This is a genomic window from Streptomyces prunicolor, assembly GCF_045162825.1.
In the GTDB taxonomy this organism is placed as follows: domain Bacteria; phylum Actinomycetota; class Actinomycetes; order Streptomycetales; family Streptomycetaceae; genus Streptomyces; species Streptomyces prunicolor.
Window position 1 is genome coordinate 5,587,343 of sequence record NZ_CP108676.1, and the last position, 20,100, is coordinate 5,607,442.

Genomic DNA, 20,100 nt, shown 5'->3' on the forward strand with positions numbered 1-20,100 from the left:
TGATCCTGACGGCCACTGAGGAGTCGTAACCCCTGACCCCGCACCGAAGGACTCCCCGTGGCCACCCCCGCTCCCTCCCCCTCCCACCGCCGCTCCCTCCGCAAGCGCCGCACGATCGTCGTCACCGCCGCCGCTGCCGCCGCAGGCATCGGCGCCGGCATCCTCGTGCTCAACGCGAACGCGGCCAGCACCACCGCGACCGCTGACCTGTACCACCAGACGCTCGCGGCGAAGGACGGGTGGGCGGCGTCCGGTACCGGTACCACCGGGGGTGCGAAGGCCGATGCCGCGCACACCTTCACCGTGAGTACCCGCGCCCAGCTCGTGAAGGCGCTCGGGTCCGCCAGTGACACCACGCCGCGGATCGTGAAGGTCAAGGGCACGATCGACGCCAACACCGATGACTCGGGGAAGGGGTTGAGCTGCGCCGATTACGCCTCCGGGACCGGGTATTCGTTGGCCGCGTATCTCAAGGCCTTCGACCCCTCCACCTACGGCACCTCCAAGCTGCCCTCCGGTACGCAGGAGAAGGCGCGGGCGGCGGCGCAGACCAAGCAGGGGAAGAACGTCATCTTCCGGGTGCCCGCCAACACCACGGTCGTGGGCGTGCCCGGTACCAACGCCGGGATCACCGGCGGGATGCTGCAGATCCAGAGCGTGGACAACGTCATCGTGCGGAACCTGACCTTCGCCGCCACCCAGGACTGCTTCCCGCAGTGGGACCCGACGGACGGGGACAGCGGCAACTGGAACTCGCAGTACGACGCCGTGACCCTGCGCGGTGCCACGCATGTCTGGGCGGACCACAACACGTTCACCGACGCGCCGGGGCTCGACACCTCCGACCCGACGTACTACGGGCGCCAGTACCAGATCCACGACGGCGACCTCGACATCACCAAGGGCTCGGACCTGGTGACCGTCGAGCGCAACCAGTTCACCAACCACGACAAGACGATGCTCATCGGCAGCAGCGACACCGACAGCGTCGGCAAGCTGCGCGTCTCCATCCACCACAACGTGTGGAAGGGGATCGTGCAGCGGGCGCCGCTGGCCCGGATCGGGCAGATTCACCTCTACAACAACTTCTACGACACCACGAACCTCAACGGGTACGTGCTGCAGTACAGCGTCAACTCCCGTGCCAAGGCGCAGGTCGTCGCCGAGGACAACTACTGGAAGATTCCCGCCAGTCAGAAGACGAGCAAGCTGTTCAGCGGTGACGGGACCGGGTCCATCGCCGGTGGCGGCAACCTCGTCAACGGGACGGTCACCGATCTCGTCGCCGCCTACAACGCCGCCAACTCCAAGAAGCTGAAGACCACCGTGAACTGGACGCCGACCCTCACGGCCGGGCTGGAGACGTCGGCGAAGAATCTGCCGACGGAGCTCGCGACCACGACCGGGGCCGGCGTCCTCAAGTAGCCGATGGAGAAAGGCCGTTGCCTCAGATCAGCCAGAGGAGCCCGTACCCACCCAGGGCAGTGTCGCTCTTCTGGGTGAGGCCGACCGCAGGTCCGGTGAACAGCTTGGTGCCTGTGGCCGTCGGACGGGAGGTGCCGCCGGGGAAGACCCAGACGGCGCCGGTGGCGTTGTTCTCGTAGGCCGCGCTCACGAACAGCTCGGGCTTTCCGTCCTTGTTGACGTCCCCGACCGAGACCGTCGTACCGAAGAAGTCGTCGGTCTCGGAGGCGCCGGGGACGCCTGCGGTGTCCTGGGAGAAGGAGTACGAGCCGCTGCCGAGGGCGCCCGTGCGCCGGCCCGGGATCACCGTCACGTTTCCGGCCCGGCTCTTGCCGGCGAGGCTTTCGGAGGGGGCGCCCACGACGATGTCGGCGAGCCCGTCCCGGTTGAGGTCGGCCACGGCCAGGGCGCCGCCGAACTCGTCCTCCTTCTCGCTCGCGCCGGGCACCCCGGCGGTGTCCTGGGTGAGCTGCACGGGCTCGGTGGTCGCCGCGATGCCTTTCGCGGTGCCGTAGTAGACCAGGACGCGTCCGCCCAACGCGCCGTCCACACCTGCGACATCGGGCTCCCAGGGGTCGCCGACGACGAGGTCGGCGTACCCGTCGCCGTTGACGTCGCCCGAGGCGGCGATGAGACCGTTGCCCCGCTTCGGCTGCATGACGGTGGTGGCCGGGTCGACGTAGACCTCGCCACCGCTCAGGTCGCTGAGGCCCTGGGTGGCGACGGCCAGGTCGAGCACGGTGTCGCCGTCGAAGTCGCCGAGCGCGACGCTCGCCGGAGAGGCGGTGTTCTGGTCGGGTACGGCCGAACCGTAGGTGCCGGTGCGGCTGAACGGTCCCTTGAAGACCAGGGAGTCCGATCCGGCGACCGCGACCTGCGTCCTGCTGCCCGCGCCGATGCTCAGAGCGGCCAGGTCGGTGCCGTACCGCTCCAGGTAGTCCGACGGCGCCGGCAGGTCGGTGCCCGTCGTCAGCCCGCTCTTGCCGCCCCACAACACGCTGACCAGGCCCGCGTCCTTGCCGCGGGCCGTGTCCTCGTACGGCGCGGAGACCACGAGGTCCGCGTAGCCGTCCCGGTTGAGGTCGGCCGTCGCGGTGGCGGAGCCGAACCCGTCGCCTGCCTCGGCGGTGCCCGGTACTCCGGCGGTGTTCTGGGTGATCGTCTTGCGGTGGGCGGCCGAGATCCCCGACTTCGAGCCGTACAGGATGACGACGGCGCCCGCCCCTTCCCTGCCGGCCACGTTCGCGCCGGGCGCGGGCAGGACGGCGTCGCGGTACCCGTCGCCGTTGAAGTCGCCGGGGACCGCTCCGTGGACCGCGAACGCGGGTGCGGCGGGCAGCAGCGAGCCGCCTGCCAGCACCGCGGCCACCGTCGCCACGGCTCTCCATCTGCGCCTGGCCGTCCGTGACTTGACCATGCGAGTCCCCTCCCACCCCGGGCGCATCCCCTGTGCGCCGACAACTGACGCGCAGTGTAAAGGCCCTGGCTGTGCGGGAGTTGGACGCTCAGAGGCAGATGCGTAGGAGCAGGTAACTCAGGAGCAGGTGCTCAGCCGTCGTACGTGCCGTCCCACGGCGGTCCGAAAGCGTGCCGGTCCGGGTACAGCTCTGCCCAGCTCCCGTCCTCGTCCTCCTCGACCAGCAGGCCGAACAGGACGCCGTCGACGGTGCGTTGGAAGGGGCGGATCGCGATGTCGGTGTAGCTGCGGCGGGGGAGGGCGCGGAGCAGTTTCGCCAGGTGGATGCGGGCCTGCGAGAGGACCGAACCGTCGCCGTGCGGGGCGCGTTGCTGCTCGGCCCAGGTGCCGGCGCACCAGATCTCCGAGTCGCGGTAGCGGCCCGCGGCGTCGAAGGTGTGCAGCACCGTGTAGAGACGTTTCTGCTCTTCCCAGCCGTCGTCGGGACGGAAGCCTTGGGGGAACGCGTAGGTGACCGACGCCAGGAACTGGCCGTCCGCGTAGCGGCCGACGGCGCCGCTGCGTTGATTCGGCTCGTAGGCGATCGGAATGACCTCGGGGACTGCCATGGCGGAACCTTACGGGTTGGCGCGAACACGTCTACGACGGGGTCGGTCAGCGAGACCGTGTGACCTCGCCGAGTTGCCCCTGGGTCAAGGGTGGCACCTCGATCGGGTGGGCGGCGCCGGTCCGCAGTCCGTCGAGGAAGAATCCCAGGCAGCGGCGCCAGGCGTCGGGCGCGGTCTCCATCGACTCCCGGATCACCTGGGACATCGCCCAGCTCAGGGTGACGAGGTCCGCCGGCTCGAAGTCGGGGCGCAACTGCCCGCTGTCCCGGGCCCGTTGGATGAGCAGCTCCGCGTGCCGGAACCCGCGGTTGCAGGCCTGTTCGACCTCCCCCGCCGCCCGGAACCGTTGCGCCACCGCGTCGTTGAGACCCTGGTCCTCGGCCTGGAGCGCGAACAGCCCCTCCAGGTACGCGACGAAACCGTCCCAGGCGTCCGGGGCCGCCAGCGCCTTCTCGGTGATCTGCTCCAACGCCGCCAGCCGCGCCGGGAAGATCGCCTCCCAGAACGCCTCCCGGCTCGGGAAGTGGTTGTACAGCGTGCCGATGCTGACCCCGGCCCGCCGGGCGATCTCCTCCAGCGGCGCGTCCAGACCGCGCGAGCCGAACAACTCCGTTGCGGCGGCCAGGAGTTTCGCCCGGTTGCGCGCGGCGTCGGCCCGCAGGGGTTTGGGGGCGGGCGGGGGATCGGGCTGGTGCATGACGCCATCATACGGAACTTGAGATGGGCCTCAGGTTCCGTGCTACGGTCGGAGAGGTAAGTTGAGGTGTGCCTCACTTTAGCGGCCTGAATGGAACGCCTCAGGTCAGCCGTGTCCGTGAACCCGCCCCGGAAGGCTCCGTCATGCCCGCAGCACAGCAGCCCAAGATCGCCGTCGTCCTCGGGGTCGGCCCCGGCCTCGGCATGTCCGTCGCCCACCGCTTCGGCCGCGAGGGGTACACGGTGGCCGTGGTGTCCCGCAGCGACACCCGGCACGCCGACTACGTCGCGTCACTCGCCGCGGCGGGCGTCGAGGCCGTGTCCTACGTCGCCGACGTACGCGACACCAAGCAGCTCGGCTCGGTACTCGACAGCGTCACCGAGCGGTACGGCCGTATCGACCTCGTCTACTACGGGCCGGGCGCCCTCGACCTCGACGAGAGCCGCCCCCAGTCGATCACCGAGACCGACTCCGCCGGCGTCCAGGAGGCGATGAGCTGGATGTATCCCGCCGTCGAGGTGGTGGGCAGGGTGCTGCCCGGCATGGTCGAGCGCGGTGGCGGCGCGTTCGTGTTCGCGGGCGGGCTCAGTGCCGTGGTGCCGATGCCTACGCTCGGCGCGCTCGCCGTCTCGGCCGCCGCCCTGCGCAACTACGCCCTGACTCTCAACGCCGGGCTGGCAGACACCGGGGTCTACGCCGGCAACCTGGTCATCGGCGGACTCATCGAGCGGGGTGACATCCACCAGCTGATCACGTCGAACCCCGAGCAGTTCGGGAACGTCGGCGACCGGACCCTCGACCCGGACGAAATTGCCGACGGCGCCTGGGAGTTGGTGGCGCGGCGGGACCGGGCGGAGGACACGTTCAGCGTCCTCGGCTAGGAGTCCGTACGGTCGGCTAGGAGTCCGTACGGTCGTCGAGGCGCGGGAAGAGCACCGCGCCCTTCGTCACCGGGGAGCCGGGCGGGAGTCGGCCCCAGTCGGAGGCCTGCCGGATGTGCTGGTCCCGTAGTGGGCCCAGGGACGTCGAGGCGCCGAGGGAGTCCCAGAGGCGTTCCGACGTCTCCGGCATGACCGGTGCGAGGAGGATCGCGATCGCGCGCAGCGAGTCCGCGGCCGTGTAGAGGATCGTCGCCAGTCGGGTGCGGGCCTCGGGGGAGTCGGACTTGGCGACCTTCCAGGGTTCCTGGTCGGTCAGATAGCCGTTGACCTGCCGGACGAAGTCGAAGACGGCCAGGATGCCGCCCTGGAAGTCGAGTTGGTCGCCGATACGCTGGTCCGCCTCCGAAGTCGCCCTGAGAAGGGCTGACTTGAGTGAGCGCTCGGCCTCGGTCTCCTCCCCCGGCGCGGGCAGGCCGCCCCCGAAGTACCTGGCCGTCATCGCGGTCACCCGGGAGGCCAAGTTGCCGTAGCCGTTGGCGAGTTCGCTGGTGTAGCGGGCGGTGAAGTCCTCCCAGGAGAAGGAACCGTCCTGGCCGAAGGCGATCGCACGCAGGAAGTACCAGCGGTAGGCGTCCACGCCGAAGTGCGCGGTGAGGGTCTCGGGGCTGATGCCGGTCAGGTTCGACTTGGACATCTTCTCGCCGCCGACCAACAACCAGCCGTTGGCGGCGATCCGGCCCGGCAGCGGCAGGCCGTTGGCCATGAGCATCGCCGGCCAGATGACGGCATGGAAGCGGAGAATGTCCTTGCCGACCAGGTGGACGTCGGCCGGGAAGGTCGCCTCGAACTTCTCGGGGTTCTCGTTGTAACCCACGGCGGTCGCGTAGTTGAGAAGCGCGTCGACCCAGACGTAGATGACATGCGACTCGTCCCAGGGGACCTTGACGCCCCAGTCGAAGGTCGAGCGGGAGATCGACAGGTCCTGGAGGCCCTGGCGGACGAAGTTCACGACCTCGTTGCGGGCCGAGGCGGGCTGGACGAAGTCCGGGTGGGCGTCGTAGTGGGCGAGGAGACGGTCGCCGTACTCGCTCAGCTTGAAGAAGTAGTTCTCCTCCTTGAGGAGTTCGACCGGGCGTCGGTGGATGGCGCACAGCTTGGTGCCGTCCTCGGCCTCGACCAGCTCGCCCGGGAGTTTGTACTCCTCGCAGTACACGCAGTACGGGCCCTCGTAACCGCCCTTGTAGATCTCGCCCTTGTCGTACAGGTCCTGCACGAACTCCTGGACGCGGTCGGTGTGGCGGCGCTCGGTGGTGCGGAGGAAGTCGTCGTTGGAGATGGCGAGATGGGCCCAGAGGGGTTTCCAGGACTCCTCGACCAGGCGGTCCGCCCACTCCTGCGGGGGCACGCCGTTCGCCTCCGCCGTGCGCAGGATCTTCTGGCCGTGCTCGTCCGTGCCGGTGAGGAACCAGACGTCCTCACCGCGCCGGCGGTGCCAGCGGGCGAGGACGTCTGCGGCGACGGTGGTGTAGGCGTGGCCGAGGTGGGGGGCGTCGTTGACGTAGTAGATGGGGGTGGTGACGTAGTAGTACGTCATCGGGTCATCCCTGGGTCGTACGTCATCGGGTCATCTCCGGTCTGCGCGGCGGCGCCCCTTTTGCCTTCGGGTCAGGCCTGGTCTCCGCCGAAGCGCTCCTTGTACGTCTCCAGGTCCTCGTCCGTGAGCTTCGCGAAGAGGACCGGGGGGACGGTGAAGGGGGTGCCTGCGGGGACGGTGGTGAGGGACTTCGCCTCGTCGGGCGAGACCCACGTCGCCGTGTCGTCCTTGAGGGCGAACGCCGCGCGCATCGCCGCCGAGGAGGACGGGATGAAGGGTTCCGAGACCACCGCGTAGAGGTGGATCAGGTTCATCGCGGTGCGCAGGGTGAGGGCCGCGGCCTCCGGGTCGGTCTTGATCTCCAGCCAGGGGGCCTTCTCCTCCAGGTAGGAGTTGCCGGCCGACCACAGGGCGCGGAGCGCCGCCGCGGCCTTGCGGAACTGGAGGGACTCCATCTGGGTCTCGTACTCGGCGAGGAGACCCGCGATCTCCTCGCCCAGCTTCGTCTCCGGGGCGCCCGCCGTGTTGCCTGCGGGGACCTCGTCGCCGAAGCGCTTCTTCGAGAAGGAGAGGACGCGGTTGACGAAGTTGCCCAGGGTGTCGGCCAGGTCCTTGTTCACCGTGGCCGTGAAGTGCTCCCAGGTGAAGGACGAGTCGTCCGACTCGGGGGCGTTGGCGATCAGGAAGTAGCGCCAGTAGTCCGCCGGGAGGATGTCCAGGGCCTGGTCGGTGAAGACGCCGCGCTTCTGGGACGTGGAGAACTTACCGCCGTAGTACGTCAGCCAGTTGAAGGCCTTGACGTAGTCGACCTTCTTCCAGGGCTCGCGGATGCCGAGCTGCGTGGCCGGGAACATCACCGTGTGGAACGGGACGTTGTCCTTCGCCATGAACTCTGTGTAGCGGACCGGGTTGTCGCCCTGGTCCGACTCGTACCACCAGGATTTCCAGTCGCGCGTCTCACCGGCGGGGGCCGCGTCCGACCATTCCTTCGTCGCGCCGATGTACTCGATCGGGGCGTCGAACCAGACATAGAAGACCTTGCCCTCCGCGGCCAGCTCCGGCCAGGTGTCGGCGGGGACCGGGATGCCCCAGTCCAGGTCGCGGGTGATCGCGCGGTCGTGCAGGCCCTCGGTGAGCCACTTGCGGGCGATGGAGGACGCGAGCTGCGGCCACTCCTCCTCGTGGGCGGCGACCCACTCCTCCACCTCGTGCTGGAGCTTCGACTGGAGGAGGAAGAGGTGCTTGGTCTCCCTTACCTCCAGGTCCGTGGAGCCCGAGATCGCGGACCTGGGGTTGATGAGGTCTGTGGGGTCCAGGACTCGGGTGCAGTTCTCGCACTGGTCGCCGCGGGCCTTGTCGTAGCCGCAGTGGGGGCAGGTGCCCTCCACGTAGCGGTCCGGGAGGAAACGGCCGTCGGTGGGCGAGTACACCTGGCGGATGGCGCGCTCTTCGATGAAGCCGTTCTCGTTCAGGCGGCGGGCGAAGTGCTGGGTGATCTCCCTGTTCTGGGGGGAGGAGCTGCGGCCGAAGTAGTCGAAGGCGAGCGCGAAGCCGTCGTAGACCGCCTTCTGCGCGTCGTGCGCCTGCGCGCAGAACTCCGCTACGGGGAGGCCCCGCTCCTTCGCGGCCAGCTCGGCCGGGGTGCCGTGTTCGTCCGTCGCGCAGATGTAGAGGACGTCGTGGCCGCGCTGGCGGAGGTAGCGGGAGTACACGTCGGCCGGGAGCATGGACCCCACCATGTTGCCCAGGTGCTTGATTCCGTTGATGTACGGAAGGGCGCTGGTGATGAGGTGTCGAGCCATTGGGGGGCTGCTCCCAGGTCGGTGTGTTGCTGTTGCTGCGAACCTTGAAATCGTAGCCGACATGGGTGTGCCGCCCGCCTCCCGTTTTACGGGGTGGAAGCGGGCGGCACGTGGTCCTGCGGGTACTGCTCTGTGGTTACGGGCGCCAGTCGATCAGTACGCCGTCGTAGAGCTCCGCGTCCGTGAGCTCCAGGGGGGTCGGGCCCGCGTGGAAGAAGGCCGTGTTGTCGGTCTTCAGCTTGCGGAGGTAGTCGAAGGCCTTGTTCTCGTGGTCGCCGAACGCGACGAACGAGAAGAACACGGAGGCGTGGGACTTCGCGGCGTCCGTGAGGGACTGGGTGGCCGGGGTCTTCGCGTCCGGGGCGCCGTCCGTCTGGAAGACGACGAGGGCGGGGGTGCCGGGGGTGGCGTTCTTGTCGTAGTGCGTGAGTACGGCTTCTACGGCGGCGTGGTAGCTGGTGCGGCCCATGCGGCCGAGGCCGGCGTGGGCCTCGTCGACCGCGTTCTCGGGGGAGGCGCTGGTGAGGTCGGTGGTGCCGTCGACCTCCGTGGAGAAGAAGACGACGTGGACGGTGGGGGTGGGGTCGGGGTCCAGGTGGGTCGCCAGGGCGAGGGTCTGGTCGGCGAGGGCTTGGGCGGAACCGTCCTTGTAGTACGGGCGCATGCTCGCGGAGCGGTCGAGGACGAGGTAGAGCTTCGCTTGGGTACCGGTGAGGTTGGCCTTGGCGAGGGCGAGGGCGGCGGAGCTGCTGCTCACGGCCTCGGCTACGCCCTCGGCCCCGATCGTTTCCCCACCCGCACCGCCCGTGATGCTTTCGTCGTCGGGTGCGGGTGGCCCCTGTGGGGCGTCCTCGCCGTCGGCGGCCACGGTTGTGGCTGTGCCTGCGGCTGAGCCTGCGGTGGCTGCCGCTGCGGCTGCGAGTACAGGTTCGGGAGTGGGCTCGGGGGCGGTGGCTTCTTCGGCCACCGGCTCAGCTGCCTCGGGAGCCGACGGCTCCGCCGCCTCGGCAGCCACCGGCTGCGACTCGGGCTCGGTTGCGGGCTCGGGCGTGACCTCGGCGACCGGCTCCACCTCGGGCTCGGTCTCCGCGACCGGCTCGGCCTCGGCGACGGGCTCCGCCTCCGGCGTCACCTCGGCCTCAGGCTCAGCTTCCGCGACGGGCTCGGCGACCGGCTCGACGACCGCTTCCGGCTCGGTCTCCGGCGTTGCCTCGGCGACCGGCTCCTCCGCCGGGGCCGCTTCCGTGACCGGCTCCACCTCAGGCTCGGTCTGCGCGACGGGCTCAGCTTCCGCTTCCGGCGCCACCTCAGCGGCAGGCTCGGCTTCTGCCTCAGGCTCGGTGACCGGCTTGGCGTCGGCCTCCGGCGTTACGTCAGCCGCAGGCGCGACTTCCGCCTCCGCCTCGGCGACAGGCTCGGCTTCCGCGACCGGCTCCGCCTCGGTCTCCGGCGTCACCTCGGCCGCAGGCTCAGGCTCTGCCTCCGTCTTCGCCTCGACAACCGGCTCAGCCTCGACGACCGGCTCAGCAACAGCCTCAGTCGTCGGCTCAACGGCGGCCTCGGTCACCGGCTCAGCAGTCACCTCGGCAGTCGGCTCGGCAACTACCTCGGCGGTCGGCTCGGCAGTCACCTCGGCAACTACCTCGGTGGTCACCTCGGCGGCAGCCTCCGTCGTCGCCACCGGCTCCCGCTCGGCCGCAGCCTCCGTACCCTCCGCCCCTTCCACCGACGTCGCCGGCTTCGGGACCGACACGTTGTCGAAGGCCAGGGCCACGAGCTCGTGCTCGTCGTCCTCCAGGGTGGAGGACGGGCGGGGCTCCGGGACCGTGGTCGTTGCCGAGGGTGACGGCTTCGGGGTCGAGGTGAGGTCGGGTTCTGTGGAGGGGGACGGGACCTTCGCGTCCGGTTCCACCGTCACTGCCGTGGTCGGCTGCTCTTGCGAAGGAGTGCGTTCCGCACTCTCTGTCTCGGCGGCACGCTCCTTGCGTGACCTGCCGAACGCATTCCGCAGGAGAGTGAGAATGCCCATGTGCGCAACCCTTCGCGTGAGTTGAAGCCGTCAATCCCTGGCCAGGACGGACACGTAAGGTTAGCGGCCTCGGACGGCGATCTTAGGCATGGGCAAGGCGCATGAGACGCGTCTCGTCAACACCCCCTGTTTCAGCCACCACTTCGCTCACCCGTTCACCTGCCCGTTCGTGGCGGACGCCACGATGTGATCTCAGTGCGGCGACGCGATCGCCCGGGCCGCCGCCACCTCCTGCCGCAGCGGCTCCAGCACACTCTCCGCCGGGCCCGTGAGATCCGTACGGACCTCGACCAGCACCTCCGACTCGCGTACGCCCTTCGACAACTCCCGCAGTTGGAGTGCCACTTGGGTCACCTCGGCCGGTGACGGTGCCGGCGCCCCGTGTTTCACCCGTACCCTTGCCGCCGTCGTCGCGTCGACGATGCGTTCCACGGCCACGACGAGCGGCAGCCAGCCCGCGGCGAGGCGGCCGGTGGGCGGGGGTTCGGTGAGGGCGCGCTGGAACTCCGTACGGATGACGGACAGGTCGCGGTAGAGGCGGCGGCGCATCCGGGCACGGGCCGCCGGGTCCACCTCCGCACCAGCACCAGCACCGACAGCGTCAGTGCCGGCGTCCGACGTGCCGAACGCCGACTCCACATACGTCGCCGTGTCCGCCACCGCCTCCGCCAACCGGTCCCCCACCCTCGTGTGCCAGCTCTCCGGCCAGAGGAGATAACCGGCCACCAGCGCGATCCCGCAGCCGATCAGCGAGTCCACCAGGCGGGGGAGCAGCAGTGCCGTGCCCTGGTGGTTCAGGACGTCGGAGAGGAGCAGGATCACCGGGGTGATCGCCATGGTCTGGTAGCCGTAGCCGCGTGGGGTGAGGGCCGGGATCAGGGGGGCCAGGAGGAGCAGGACCAGGACGTCCCACCAGCCCCGCGGGACCGCCGACAGCACCGCCGCCGCGATCACCAGCCCCGCCACCGTGCCCAGCGCGCGCAGCAGCGCCCGGGAGAAGACCGAGCCGAAGTCGGGCTTCAGGACGAAGGTGATCGTCAGCGCGACCCAGTACGAGCGCGCTACGGGGACCGTCGAGACCAGGATCTGCGCCAGGCCGATGCAGACCGCCAGGCGTAGGCCGTAGCGCCAGGAGCCGGAGGAGAGGAGGACGTTGCGCGCTGCCCTCGCGGTGCGGATGCGGAGCGCGGCCGGGCGGCCCAGGCGGTCGTCGATGCCTCTCGGGTCCACGTCCGGGGCCGTGACCACCTCCGCCGCGTGGCGCAGGGCGTGGTCGATCGCGCGGGTCGTCTCGCCGGTGGGGGCGGGGAGGGCGAGGCCTATCGGGCCTGTGTAGCCGGTTTCCACGGCTTGGGCGAGGTGGCGGACCGTCTCGCGGATCTGGGGCGGTAGCGGTTGGCCGGACTGGTGGACGGCGGGGGCGGCCTCCACCACCGGGGTGATCGCGTTCAACTGGGCCAGCAGGCGGGTGAGTTCGGGGCTGCGGCCGTGGTGGCGGGCTCGGCGGGCCAGGACCAGGTCGTACGACTGGTTGAGGGACTGGGTGACTGCCTGGCGGGCCGCGTCGTAGGCCGACGTCGGGTCGTCGCCGCAGGTCGCGAGGAGGTCGGCGACGGTGCGGTAGGTGTTCGCGACCGCCGATCGTTCCGGGACGCCGGAGCGCAACGGCCAGGCGAGGAGGGCGAGGAGGAGGACCAGGAGGCCGCCGCCCGACATCAGCACGGGGGCCAGCCACCACGCGCCGGGGAGCGGGAGTCCCGCGCCGATCACCGAGTTGAGGAGCAGCAGCAGGCCCGATACGGAGGCCACCGCGCCGATCGTCGAGATCATCCCGGAGACCAGCGCGATGCCGGTGAGCGTGGCGACGGCGTACCAGCCGTGGCCGTAGACCGCCGCGCCGAGCGTGACACCGACGGCGCCGAAGAACTGGGGGATCGCGATGTTCAGGATCCGCATGCGGTAGGCGTCGGCGGTGTCGCCGATGACGCCGGAGAGGGCGCCCATGGAGGCGAGGGCGCCGTAGGCCGTGTGCCCGGTGGCCAGGCCGATGGACAGGGGGAGGGCCATCGCCACGGCGGCGCGGGCGATGGCCGGGCGGTTGAGGGGGGCCTGCTGGGGTTGGAGGTTCCTCACCAGCCAGTCGGGGGGTGTGAGGCCGATGGGGAACTCGCGGGACATGCGCCCATTATGGGCAGCCCCCCGCTTATTCGTGCTGGTGGAGCGTGACGTCGACCAGTAGCGCGCGGTGGTCGGTGTCGGCCAGGTCGAGGAAGCGGGCGCTGTTCGCGGTGAAGTCCGGGGACAGGAGGACGTGGTCGATCTGGGTGCCGAAGGTGGGGGCGAGTCGCTCGGGCCAGCTGGGGGTGCGGGGGTGCCCGGCCATGCGGGCCGCGTCGCGCACGCCGGTGTCCAGGATGCGGCGGAAGGCCGCGTGGTCCTGGGAGGAGTTGAAGTCTCCGGCCAGGATGGTGGGGGTGGTCGCATCAGCGGCGGCGAAGGTTCGGAGCCTGCCCAGTTCGCGGCGCCAGAGACCGACCTGGTTCGGCAACGGGGGCATGGGGTGCGCCAGTTGGAGCCGTACGGGATGACCGTCCACGTCGGCCACCGCGCCCGGCATGCCCATCGTGCCCGTGACGCCCCTCGTGCCCTTGAGCGGGAAGCGGCTCAGGATGATCGACCCGTGCGAACCGGCCGCCGCCACCGCCTGCCGGTACGGGAACTCGGTGCCGAAGTCCCGCCGCAGCGTGGCCTGGCAGGTGTACTCGCACTCCTCCACGAACACCACGTCCGGCCGCTCCCGCCGGATCACCGGCACCAGGGATCCTGTCCCCTGCCCGAACTCCACGTTCGAGGTCAGGACGCGGAACTCGGCGATCGCGGGACCGCTCGGGTCGGCGCTCTTCCCGTACGGCTCGATGAACCACGCCAGCAGGCCCAGCAGCGCGACGCCCCACACCAGGCCCAGCCGCCAGCGGGTGGCGAGGGAGAGGAGCAGGCCGACGCCGGTCGGGGCGAGCAACCAGGGGAGGAACGCGAGGAGTTGGGGGACGGGAGTGATGGCGTCCGTATCGGCCGCGCGGCAGCCGACGACCACGCTCACGCCCGTGAACAGCAGCCCGGCGCACCAGCGCCAGAAGCGGCGGGTGCGATGACGCTCGGGTACGAAGTCGGCGGCGGTCCACTCGGTGGTCGCGGTGCCCAAGGGGTTACCTTCCGCCGGTGGACGCAGATGCCCGAATCATCCCACGTGTGCCAGGAACTCCCCCAGGATCTCGTTGAACTCCTCGGGGCGTTCGAGGTTCGGCAGATGAGCCGCGCCCTCGATCACCCGGAGTGTGGAATCGGGGAGCGCCGCGTGCATCGCCTCCGCGTCGGAGACCGGGGTGTAGGTGTCCTCGGCGCCCACGACGACCAGGGCCGGGACCGTCACCCGGGTCAACAGATCGCGGAAGTCGGGGCGTTGGGCCCGGGCGCGCAGGGCCGCCGCCGCGCCCTCGGGGTGCGTGTCCGTCATCATGCGGTGGACGTGCGCCTTGACCCGAGGGTCCGCGTACGGCGCCACCATCCGCTCCAGGACCTCGTCGGCGTAACCGCGCATGCCCTCCCGCAGCAGCCGGTCGGCCGTCGTGTTCCGGGTCCGGGCGGCCTCCGGGGTGTCCGCCGCCGGGAAGGTGTCGGCGAGGACCAGACCCCGGACGCGGTCGGGGAACCGGGCGTAGCAGTCCATCGCGATCTGGCCGCCCATCGACAGGCCGACCAGCACGAACGTCGCCACCTCCGCCTTGTCCAACAGTGCCTCGATGTCGGTGGCGAAGTCCGAGAAGTCGGTGACACCGGGGGCCCAGGGGGAGCTGCCGTAGCCGCGCAGGTCGGGGGCGAGGACCCGGCGGGCGGCGGAGAACGCCTCGATCTGCGGGGTCCACATCGTGTGGTCGAAAGGGTGGCCGTGGATCAGGACAAGGGGGATATGAGAGGGCGTATGGGGTGGCATGTCTTCGACCCTAGATCCGTCCAACTCCTCGGTGCAATAAGATCTTTGCCCTCGGTGCAATGTGGGAGGGGAGGGTGAATGGGCGACTACCGGCGCATCGCCGACCGCGTCGCGGGCGATATCGCCTCCGGGCGTCTGCGGCCTGGTCAACAACTGCCCCCGCAGCGGGTGTTCGCCCGGCAGCGCGGGATCGCCGGGTCGACCGCCGGGCGGGTCTACGCCGAACTCGTGCGCCGGGGGCTGGTGGTGGGGGAGGTCGGGCGCGGGACCTTCGTGCGGGCCGCGGCGGCGGGGCCGTACGGGCAGGCGATCGTCGAGGCGGCGACCTCGGCGCCGGTGAACCTGGAGCTCAACTACCCTTCCGCGCCAGGTCAGTCGGAGCTGCTCGCTCCCGCCCTTGCGCCGCTGCTCCGTCCCGACGTGCTGACCGAGGCGCTGCGTCCGGCCCCGGCGACGGGTACGCAAGCCGCTCGGGAAGCGGTGGCCGAGCTGCTGGCCACGCCCGCCTGGCGACCCGACCCCGAGCGCATCCTCTTCAGCGGCAACGCCCGGCAGGCCATCGCCGCGACCCTCGCCTCCCTCGTCCGGCCGGGCGGGCGGGTCGGGGTCGAGCCGTTGACGTATCCGCTGGTCAGGGAGATCGCGGGGCGGCTCGGGGTGACGCTGGTCGCGTTGGAGGCGGACGGGGACGGACTGCGTCCGGAGTCGGTACGGGCCGCGCATCGCACCGCTCCCCTCTCCGCGCTCTATCTCCAGCCGACGCTCCACAATCCGACCTCCGTGACGACGAGTGCGGCGCGGAAGCGGGAAATCGCCGATGTGGTCCGGGAGTTGGGGCTGCCTGTCGTCGAGGACCGGATCTGGTCGTTCCTTCATCCGGACTCCCCCGCGCCGCTCGCCGCCTATGCGCCCGGTCTCGTGCATGTCGTCGACGGGCTGTCGAAGCGGGTCGCGCCGGGGCTCACCGTCGGGTTTCTCGTCGTGCCGGAGGGGCGGGTCGAGGCCGTGGGGGCTGCGATCCGGTCGGGCGGGTGGAGTGCGGGGCGGTTCGCGTTGGAGGCGGGGGTGCGGTGGACGGTGGACGGGACCGTGGGGCGGCTGGTCGGTGCCAAGCGGGCGGACGCGGCGGTCCGACAGCGGCTGGTGGGCGAGGAGTTGGGCGGGTTCTCCGTACGTGCGGATCCGCTCACCTACTACGCCTGGTGGGAGTTGCCCGCGCCGTGGCGGGCCGACACCTTCACGGCCGCCGCTGCGGCGCACGGGATCGCCGTCACGCCCGGGACCGCCTTCAGTGTCGATCCGAAGGTGACCCCGGACGCGGTCAGACTTGGGCTTGCGTCGGCTGCTGTGCCCGATCTGCGGCGGGCGTTGCGGACGCTCGCCTCTCTCGCAGGAGGCGCAGGAGCAGGAACTCCCGTACGGGGCGGGCGTATCGGGTGAGCCAGGCCAGCGCGGCCACCGTGAGGCCCACGCCCAGCAGCAGCCAGGCGACCTTGCGTAGGGTCGCGGTCAGGGCGTCGTAGATCGCGCCGCCCGCCGCGCCGGAGAGCTCGGCCGGCAGGTCGGCGACGGTGAAGTGGCGGCCGATCGCTAGCGCGAGGCCGAGCAGCGCGCCGCCGAGGGCCGTGCCGAGCGCGGTCGCGGTGATCGCGCGGCGGCGGCGCACGGCGACGGCGATACCGGTGACGGCGAAGACGGCGGCGGCCACGGGAAGCCAGAAACCGGCGACCTCGAGCACGTGGAACTCCCTCCGGAGCGGGCCCAGTTCACCGGCCGGGAGAAGCTCGACCCGGGTGTGCTGGACGGGGATGTTGTTCGCCAACGAGACGTTCTCGTGGGCGAGTTGGTGTTTGACGCTGGCGGTGACGGGGGCGAGGTCGACGGTGACCGTGCCGGGCTGTCCCTCGTCCTGCAGGGCGTGCAGGACGGCTTCGTGGGTGACCCGGTTGCCCTCGTCCCAGGCCACGCGGAAGGCCTCGGTCTTGGTGAACGAGCGCACCGCGTCGTGCACGAACGGCGCCATCACGCCCTGGGTCGCGCTCATCCGGACCCCGCCGACCCTGGCCCCGCCGATCTGGACCCCGCCCACCTGGATCTCGCGCAGGATGCCCGCGCCGACGGTGTCCGCGATCACGTTCCGTACGTCCGGGTTCGCGGCGAGGGGCGCCATCGTCGTGACGTAGCGGCCGGAGTCGGTCAGGCCGTACGCCGCCCAGGCCGCCAGCGCGCCGAAGGGCGTGACGAAGCAGGAGAGGGCGACGAGTACGGCCGATAGGGCGCTCCGGAGACGTGGGGGCACCTCCTCAGGACACGGCCGGGGGGCGTCGTAGGCGAGCGGGTCGAGGTTTTTTGACTGCATATGGGTTAAATGTCAAACCGGATGGGTGGGGGTGGTCCCGGAACCCTTGGCGGAGCTGGGGAGTCCGCTCTCCGGTGGAGGCTTCACCCGAACGGGTGTTTCCTGGAGCTGGGGAGAAGGAGGCCGAACATGCGCACCACTCCGGCCCTGCGGACTCTGGCCGCGGCCCTGTTCACCGGTGGCACCCTCGCCGTCGCGGCGGCGGGCACCACGGCGGCGGCAGCACCGTCAGCACCGGCCGCACCGTCTACGTACGCCGAAGGACATGGCGGTGGCGGCGGTGGCGGCAGTCCGATCTGGGGCACCATCGTGTCCCGCACGGATCTGAACGTGCGGGAGTCGCCCACCACCCGTTCCCCTGTCGTCGACTCGCTCTCACCGGGCAGTCAGGACCGCGTCCAATGCGTGGTCAGGGGACAGAGCGTCAACGGAAATCCCGACTGGTACTGGCTCGTCGGCGCGCAGGCCTGGGCCAGCGCCGCGTTCGTCGACACCGGCGGCCAGGGCGTGCCGTCCTGCTCGGACCCGTGTCCGGGCTGGCGCGACGGCGGCAACGGCGACTCGGGCAACTCCAACTGGAACAACGACCCGAACTGGAACGACAACAACTCCTCGTGGAGCACCTCGGCCTCCGGGTCGTGGAGCGCCTCGGGCTCGTGGAGCTGGAGCTCCTCCGGTTCGTCGAGCGGCGGCGGCATCTGGAACTGGGCGCCGTAGAAGAACAGGCAGCAACAGGTGGGCCCCGGCACCAACTCGGTGCCGGGGCCCACCTGTTGCTGCCTGTGTCGTGTTGCTGTCGGTGTCGGGTCAGCGGATGCGGTTGCCCTCTCCGTCCTCGCGTGTGTAGTAGCGGTAGAAGAAGACGAGGAAGACGGCCGCCGTGGTCGCGAGACCGAGGGCCGCGGAGCGCAGCACGCTCTCGCCGGTCTGGCTGTAGAGGAAGCCGAGTGCCGCGCCCGCGAAGCCGGACTTGACCAGCGAGTGCAGTTCGCGCTTCAGCAGCGGGGCGAACCGCGCCACCGCCAGGCACAGCACGATGAACGCGAGCGCCGTGACGAAGCCGAACAGCAGGTTCCAGCCGGTGATGGGGCCGCCGCTGCGACGGTTGGCCGCCGCCCAGTAGCCGTAGACGAGTCCCAGGACGACCGGGATGCCGACCTTCGCCACGCGGTGGACGCGGGCGTCGAAGACGTCGGGCAGATTGCTGGTGAATCCGCCCCGGCCGGTGGTGTTGCCCGGGCCGGTCATTCCGCCGGGCGTGGGTGCCGCATGAGCCATGAGAGCACTCCTCTCTCTCCCCGTACTACCAATGCACACCCCGGCGGAGGCGGTGGCAAGTCGGCGTGCGACCTCCGTTGCGGCGTGTTTCGCTGGGGCGCATGAAGCTCGTACTCTTCGGCGCCACCGGCATGGTCGGCAGCCGGATCGCGACGGAGGCGTCGGCCCGCGGCCACCAGGTCCTGGCGGTCAGCCGCTCCGGCCAGTCCCCGGTTCCCGGGGTCACCGCCACGGCGGCCGACGCCTCGGACCCGGAGAAGGTGGCCCGGCTGGCGCGCGGCGCCGACGCGGTGGCCTCGGCCTGCGTACCGCCCCGCGACGGCAGCGACCCGCGCGGACCCTTCCTCGCCCTGAACGAGGCGCTCGTGGCGGGCGTCCGCGCGGCCGGTGTCGGGCGGCTGCTGGTCGTGGGCGGCGCCGGCGGTCTGGAGGTCGCCCCCGGGCAGGCCCTCAGCGACCAGCCCGGCTTCCCCGAGGCCTACCTCCCGGAAGCCCGCGCCCACCGCGACGTCCTCGCCTACTACCGCACCCTCGACCTCCTCGACTGGACCTACGTCTCCCCCGCCGCCGAGATCGCCCCCGGCACCCGTACCGGCCGCTTCCGCGTGGGCGGGGACCAGTTCATGACCGATGACCAGGGCCGCAGCTTCATCAGCGCCGAGGACTACGCGGTCGCCTTCGTCGACGAACTGGAGCAGCACGCCCACCCGCGCGGCCGGATGTCGGTCGCGTACTGATGTCCGGCGCATACTGACGTTCGTGAGCGGCCGCGGACACAGACCGGTGCGCCACGGCGATCTCGGGCGCTCCCCGCTCGGCGACGGGCTGCCCCGCGCCGGGGACCCCGACGCGATCCGCCGTCAGCACCTGCTGCGGGTGCGCGGGCGCAGCGTCGCCTGGATACCGCCGCTGCTGGTGCTCGTCACGATCCTGCTCGTCGACTGGTACACCGGCGGTGAGTTCCGGACCGTCTCGTGGATCGTGCTCGTGCCCGGTATCGCCGCGGCGATCTGCGGGGTGCGCGGTACGGCCGTGTTCGCGGTGCTGGGCCTGGCCACCTACGTCCTCGCCGACCACGCCTGGCCGCGCCAGTACCAGACCGGGCTGCCCGACTTCATCCTCGTCGGCGTCGGCGGTGCGCTCGCCGTGCTGGCCTGCGCGGTCCGGGTGCGCGGCGAGCGCCGCATGCTGCACATGCGGGACGTCGCCGAGACCACCCGGCGCACGCTGCTGCGTCCGCTGCCGCCGGGCTGGGGCGGCCTCGATCACGCGGCCGTCTATCTCGCCGCGGACGCCGTGGCCCGGGTCGGCGGCGACTTCTACGACATCCAGCCCGGCCCGCACGGCACCCGCGCCCTCGTCGGTGACGTCCAGGGCAAGGGGCTCGGCGCGGTGGAGGCGGCGGCCGCGCTGCTCGGTACGTTCCGGGAGGCGGGGTATCACGAGCGGGAGCTCGCGACGGTCGCCGCGCGACTGGAGACCCGGATCCACCGGCACGGGCTGCATCTCGCCGCCCTCGACCCCGAGGACGACGACCGCATCGACCGGTTCGCGACCGCCGTCCTGCTGAGCTTCCCCACCGCCGAGCCGGACACCGTCGAGGTCGTCAACTTCGGTCATGAACCCCCGCTGGTGGTCGGCCCGTTCGGTGTACGGTCGCTGCCGCCCGGGCGCGGACTCCCGCTGGGGCTGGGCGAGTTGGCGCACATGGACGGGCCGCCGCCGACGCTCCGGATCCGCCTCGCGCCCGGTGAGACCCTCCTCGTCGTCACGGACGGGGTGACGGAGGCGCGGGACGGGGCGGGCGTCTTCTACCCGCTCAAGTCCCGTGTGACGGAAGGCGTTTCGGCCGATCCGCGCCTCGCGGAACCGTCCCGCCTCGTCGCCTACGTCCGCGACGGCACGCTGCGGCACAGCGGCGGACATCTCGCCGACGACACCACGATCTTCGCGGTACGGCGGTTGTGACATCACCCTTTG

General features: G+C 70.9%; 17 protein-coding genes. 6 read left to right on the forward strand and 11 right to left on the reverse strand.

From position 1 onward, the window contains the following. Positions 1-57: 57 nt before the first annotated feature. Positions 58-1,425 (forward strand): polysaccharide lyase family 1 protein, encoded by a 1,368-nt coding sequence (locus tag OG588_RS25670; RefSeq protein WP_405949333.1) that lies wholly within the window; start codon positions 58-60, stop codon positions 1,423-1,425. A gap of 22 nt (positions 1,426-1,447) precedes the next feature. On the opposite strand, the gene OG588_RS25675 is transcribed toward OG588_RS25670, so the two are convergent. The 3 genes from OG588_RS25675 to OG588_RS25685 all read right to left on the reverse strand — a co-directional run bounded on the left by OG588_RS25675 (position 1,448) and on the right by OG588_RS25685 (position 4,186). Further along, positions 1,448-2,842, reverse strand: a complete 1,395-nt coding sequence (locus OG588_RS25675) for a VCBS repeat-containing protein (protein ID WP_405949334.1) — start codon at positions 2,840-2,842, stop codon at positions 1,448-1,450. Between the two features lie 170 nt (positions 2,843-3,012). Beyond that, positions 3,013-3,489, reverse strand: coding sequence for a hypothetical protein (locus OG588_RS25680; protein ID WP_405949335.1), 477 nt, complete (start codon positions 3,487-3,489; stop codon positions 3,013-3,015). Positions 3,490-3,535: 46 nt separating this feature from the next. Then, positions 3,536-4,186, reverse strand: coding sequence for a TetR/AcrR family transcriptional regulator (locus OG588_RS25685; RefSeq protein ID WP_405949336.1), 651 nt, complete (start codon positions 4,184-4,186; stop codon positions 3,536-3,538). A 143-nt stretch (positions 4,187-4,329) separates the two neighbouring features. Here OG588_RS25685 and OG588_RS25690 point away from each other — a divergent pair, with 143 nt between their 5' ends. Further along, on the forward strand, positions 4,330-5,067 hold the full coding sequence (locus tag OG588_RS25690; RefSeq protein WP_405949337.1) for an SDR family NAD(P)-dependent oxidoreductase: 738 nt from the start codon (positions 4,330-4,332) through the stop codon (positions 5,065-5,067). A gap of 16 nt (positions 5,068-5,083) precedes the next feature. On the opposite strand, the gene metG (OG588_RS25695) is transcribed toward OG588_RS25690, so the two are convergent. From metG (OG588_RS25695) to OG588_RS25720, 6 genes are all read right to left on the reverse strand, one after another. Further along, complete coding sequence (metG, locus tag OG588_RS25695) at positions 5,084-6,661, reverse strand: methionine--tRNA ligase (RefSeq protein ID WP_405949338.1); 1,578 nt, start codon at positions 6,659-6,661, stop codon at positions 5,084-5,086. A gap of 71 nt (positions 6,662-6,732) precedes the next feature. Further along, positions 6,733-8,463, reverse strand: a complete 1,731-nt coding sequence (metG, locus tag OG588_RS25700) for a methionine--tRNA ligase (RefSeq protein WP_405949339.1) — start codon at positions 8,461-8,463, stop codon at positions 6,733-6,735. Positions 8,464-8,599: 136 nt separating this feature from the next. Then, positions 8,600-10,492 (reverse strand): VWA domain-containing protein, encoded by a 1,893-nt coding sequence (locus OG588_RS25705; protein WP_405949340.1) that lies wholly within the window; start codon positions 10,490-10,492, stop codon positions 8,600-8,602. A 192-nt stretch (positions 10,493-10,684) separates the two neighbouring features. Beyond that, on the reverse strand, positions 10,685-12,670 hold the full coding sequence (locus OG588_RS25710; RefSeq protein ID WP_405949341.1) for an FUSC family protein: 1,986 nt from the start codon (positions 12,668-12,670) through the stop codon (positions 10,685-10,687). Between the two features lie 25 nt (positions 12,671-12,695). Then, positions 12,696-13,694 carry an endonuclease/exonuclease/phosphatase family protein gene (locus tag OG588_RS25715; RefSeq protein WP_405949342.1) on the reverse strand — a complete coding sequence of 333 codons (999 nt, stop codon included), beginning with the start codon at positions 13,692-13,694 and terminating at the stop codon, positions 12,696-12,698. A 36-nt stretch (positions 13,695-13,730) separates the two neighbouring features. After that, on the reverse strand, positions 13,731-14,483 hold the full coding sequence (locus tag OG588_RS25720; protein WP_405949343.1) for an alpha/beta fold hydrolase: 753 nt from the start codon (positions 14,481-14,483) through the stop codon (positions 13,731-13,733). Positions 14,484-14,561: 78 nt separating this feature from the next. Between OG588_RS25720 and OG588_RS25725 the strand changes: the two genes are divergently transcribed. Continuing rightward, complete coding sequence (locus OG588_RS25725) at positions 14,562-15,923, forward strand: PLP-dependent aminotransferase family protein (protein WP_405949344.1); 1,362 nt, start codon at positions 14,562-14,564, stop codon at positions 15,921-15,923. On the opposite strand, the gene OG588_RS25730 is transcribed toward OG588_RS25725, so the two are convergent. After that, the gene (locus OG588_RS25730; protein ID WP_405953210.1) at positions 15,805-16,782 is read right to left on the reverse strand and encodes a hypothetical protein; all 978 of its coding nucleotides are present in this window, start codon (positions 16,780-16,782) and stop codon (positions 15,805-15,807) included. The two genes, OG588_RS25725 and OG588_RS25730, sit on opposite strands and share 119 nt — an antisense overlap. 189 nt (positions 16,783-16,971) lie before the next feature. On the opposite strand from OG588_RS25730, the gene OG588_RS25735 reads away from it, so the two are divergent. Further along, positions 16,972-17,559, forward strand: a complete 588-nt coding sequence (locus OG588_RS25735) for an SH3 domain-containing protein (protein WP_405949345.1) — start codon at positions 16,972-16,974, stop codon at positions 17,557-17,559. Positions 17,560-17,649: 90 nt separating this feature from the next. Here OG588_RS25735 and OG588_RS25740 read toward each other — a convergent pair whose 3' ends face one another. Continuing rightward, positions 17,650-18,120, reverse strand: coding sequence for a hypothetical protein (locus tag OG588_RS25740; RefSeq protein ID WP_405949346.1), 471 nt, complete (start codon positions 18,118-18,120; stop codon positions 17,650-17,652). A 101-nt stretch (positions 18,121-18,221) separates the two neighbouring features. Here OG588_RS25740 and OG588_RS25745 point away from each other — a divergent pair, with 101 nt between their 5' ends. Beyond that, positions 18,222-18,857, forward strand: coding sequence for an NAD(P)-dependent oxidoreductase (locus tag OG588_RS25745; protein ID WP_405949347.1), 636 nt, complete (start codon positions 18,222-18,224; stop codon positions 18,855-18,857). A gap of 22 nt (positions 18,858-18,879) precedes the next feature. Beyond that, complete coding sequence (locus tag OG588_RS25750; protein WP_405949348.1) at positions 18,880-20,088, forward strand: PP2C family protein-serine/threonine phosphatase; 1,209 nt, start codon at positions 18,880-18,882, stop codon at positions 20,086-20,088. Positions 20,089-20,100: the final 12 nt, after the last annotated feature.

What these genes read in the sequence shown, in the direction of transcription:
- metG (WP_405949338.1), bottom strand. Translation starts at nt 6,661, where the DNA reads ATGACGTACTACTACGTCACCACCCCCATCTACTACGTCAACGACGCC.
- OG588_RS25710 (WP_405949341.1), bottom strand. Translation starts at nt 12,670, where the DNA reads ATGTCCCGCGAGTTCCCCATCGGCCTCACACCCCCCGACTGGCTGGTG.
- metG (WP_405949339.1), bottom strand. Translation starts at nt 8,463, where the DNA reads ATGGCTCGACACCTCATCACCAGCGCCCTTCCGTACATCAACGGAATC.
- OG588_RS25690 (WP_405949337.1), top strand. Translation starts at nt 4,330, where the DNA reads ATGCCCGCAGCACAGCAGCCCAAGATCGCCGTCGTCCTCGGGGTCGGC.
- OG588_RS25720 (WP_405949343.1), bottom strand. Translation starts at nt 14,483, where the DNA reads ATGCCACCCCATACGCCCTCTCATATCCCCCTTGTCCTGATCCACGGC.
- OG588_RS25745 (WP_405949347.1), top strand. Translation starts at nt 18,222, where the DNA reads ATGAAGCTCGTACTCTTCGGCGCCACCGGCATGGTCGGCAGCCGGATC.
- OG588_RS25740 (WP_405949346.1), bottom strand. Translation starts at nt 18,120, where the DNA reads ATGGCTCATGCGGCACCCACGCCCGGCGGAATGACCGGCCCGGGCAAC.
- OG588_RS25705 (WP_405949340.1), bottom strand. Translation starts at nt 10,492, where the DNA reads ATGGGCATTCTCACTCTCCTGCGGAATGCGTTCGGCAGGTCACGCAAG.
- OG588_RS25685 (WP_405949336.1), bottom strand. Translation starts at nt 4,186, where the DNA reads ATGCACCAGCCCGATCCCCCGCCCGCCCCCAAACCCCTGCGGGCCGAC.
- OG588_RS25680 (WP_405949335.1), bottom strand. Translation starts at nt 3,489, where the DNA reads ATGGCAGTCCCCGAGGTCATTCCGATCGCCTACGAGCCGAATCAACGC.
- OG588_RS25735 (WP_405949345.1), top strand. Translation starts at nt 16,972, where the DNA reads ATGCGCACCACTCCGGCCCTGCGGACTCTGGCCGCGGCCCTGTTCACC.
- OG588_RS25725 (WP_405949344.1), top strand. Translation starts at nt 14,562, where the DNA reads ATGGGCGACTACCGGCGCATCGCCGACCGCGTCGCGGGCGATATCGCC.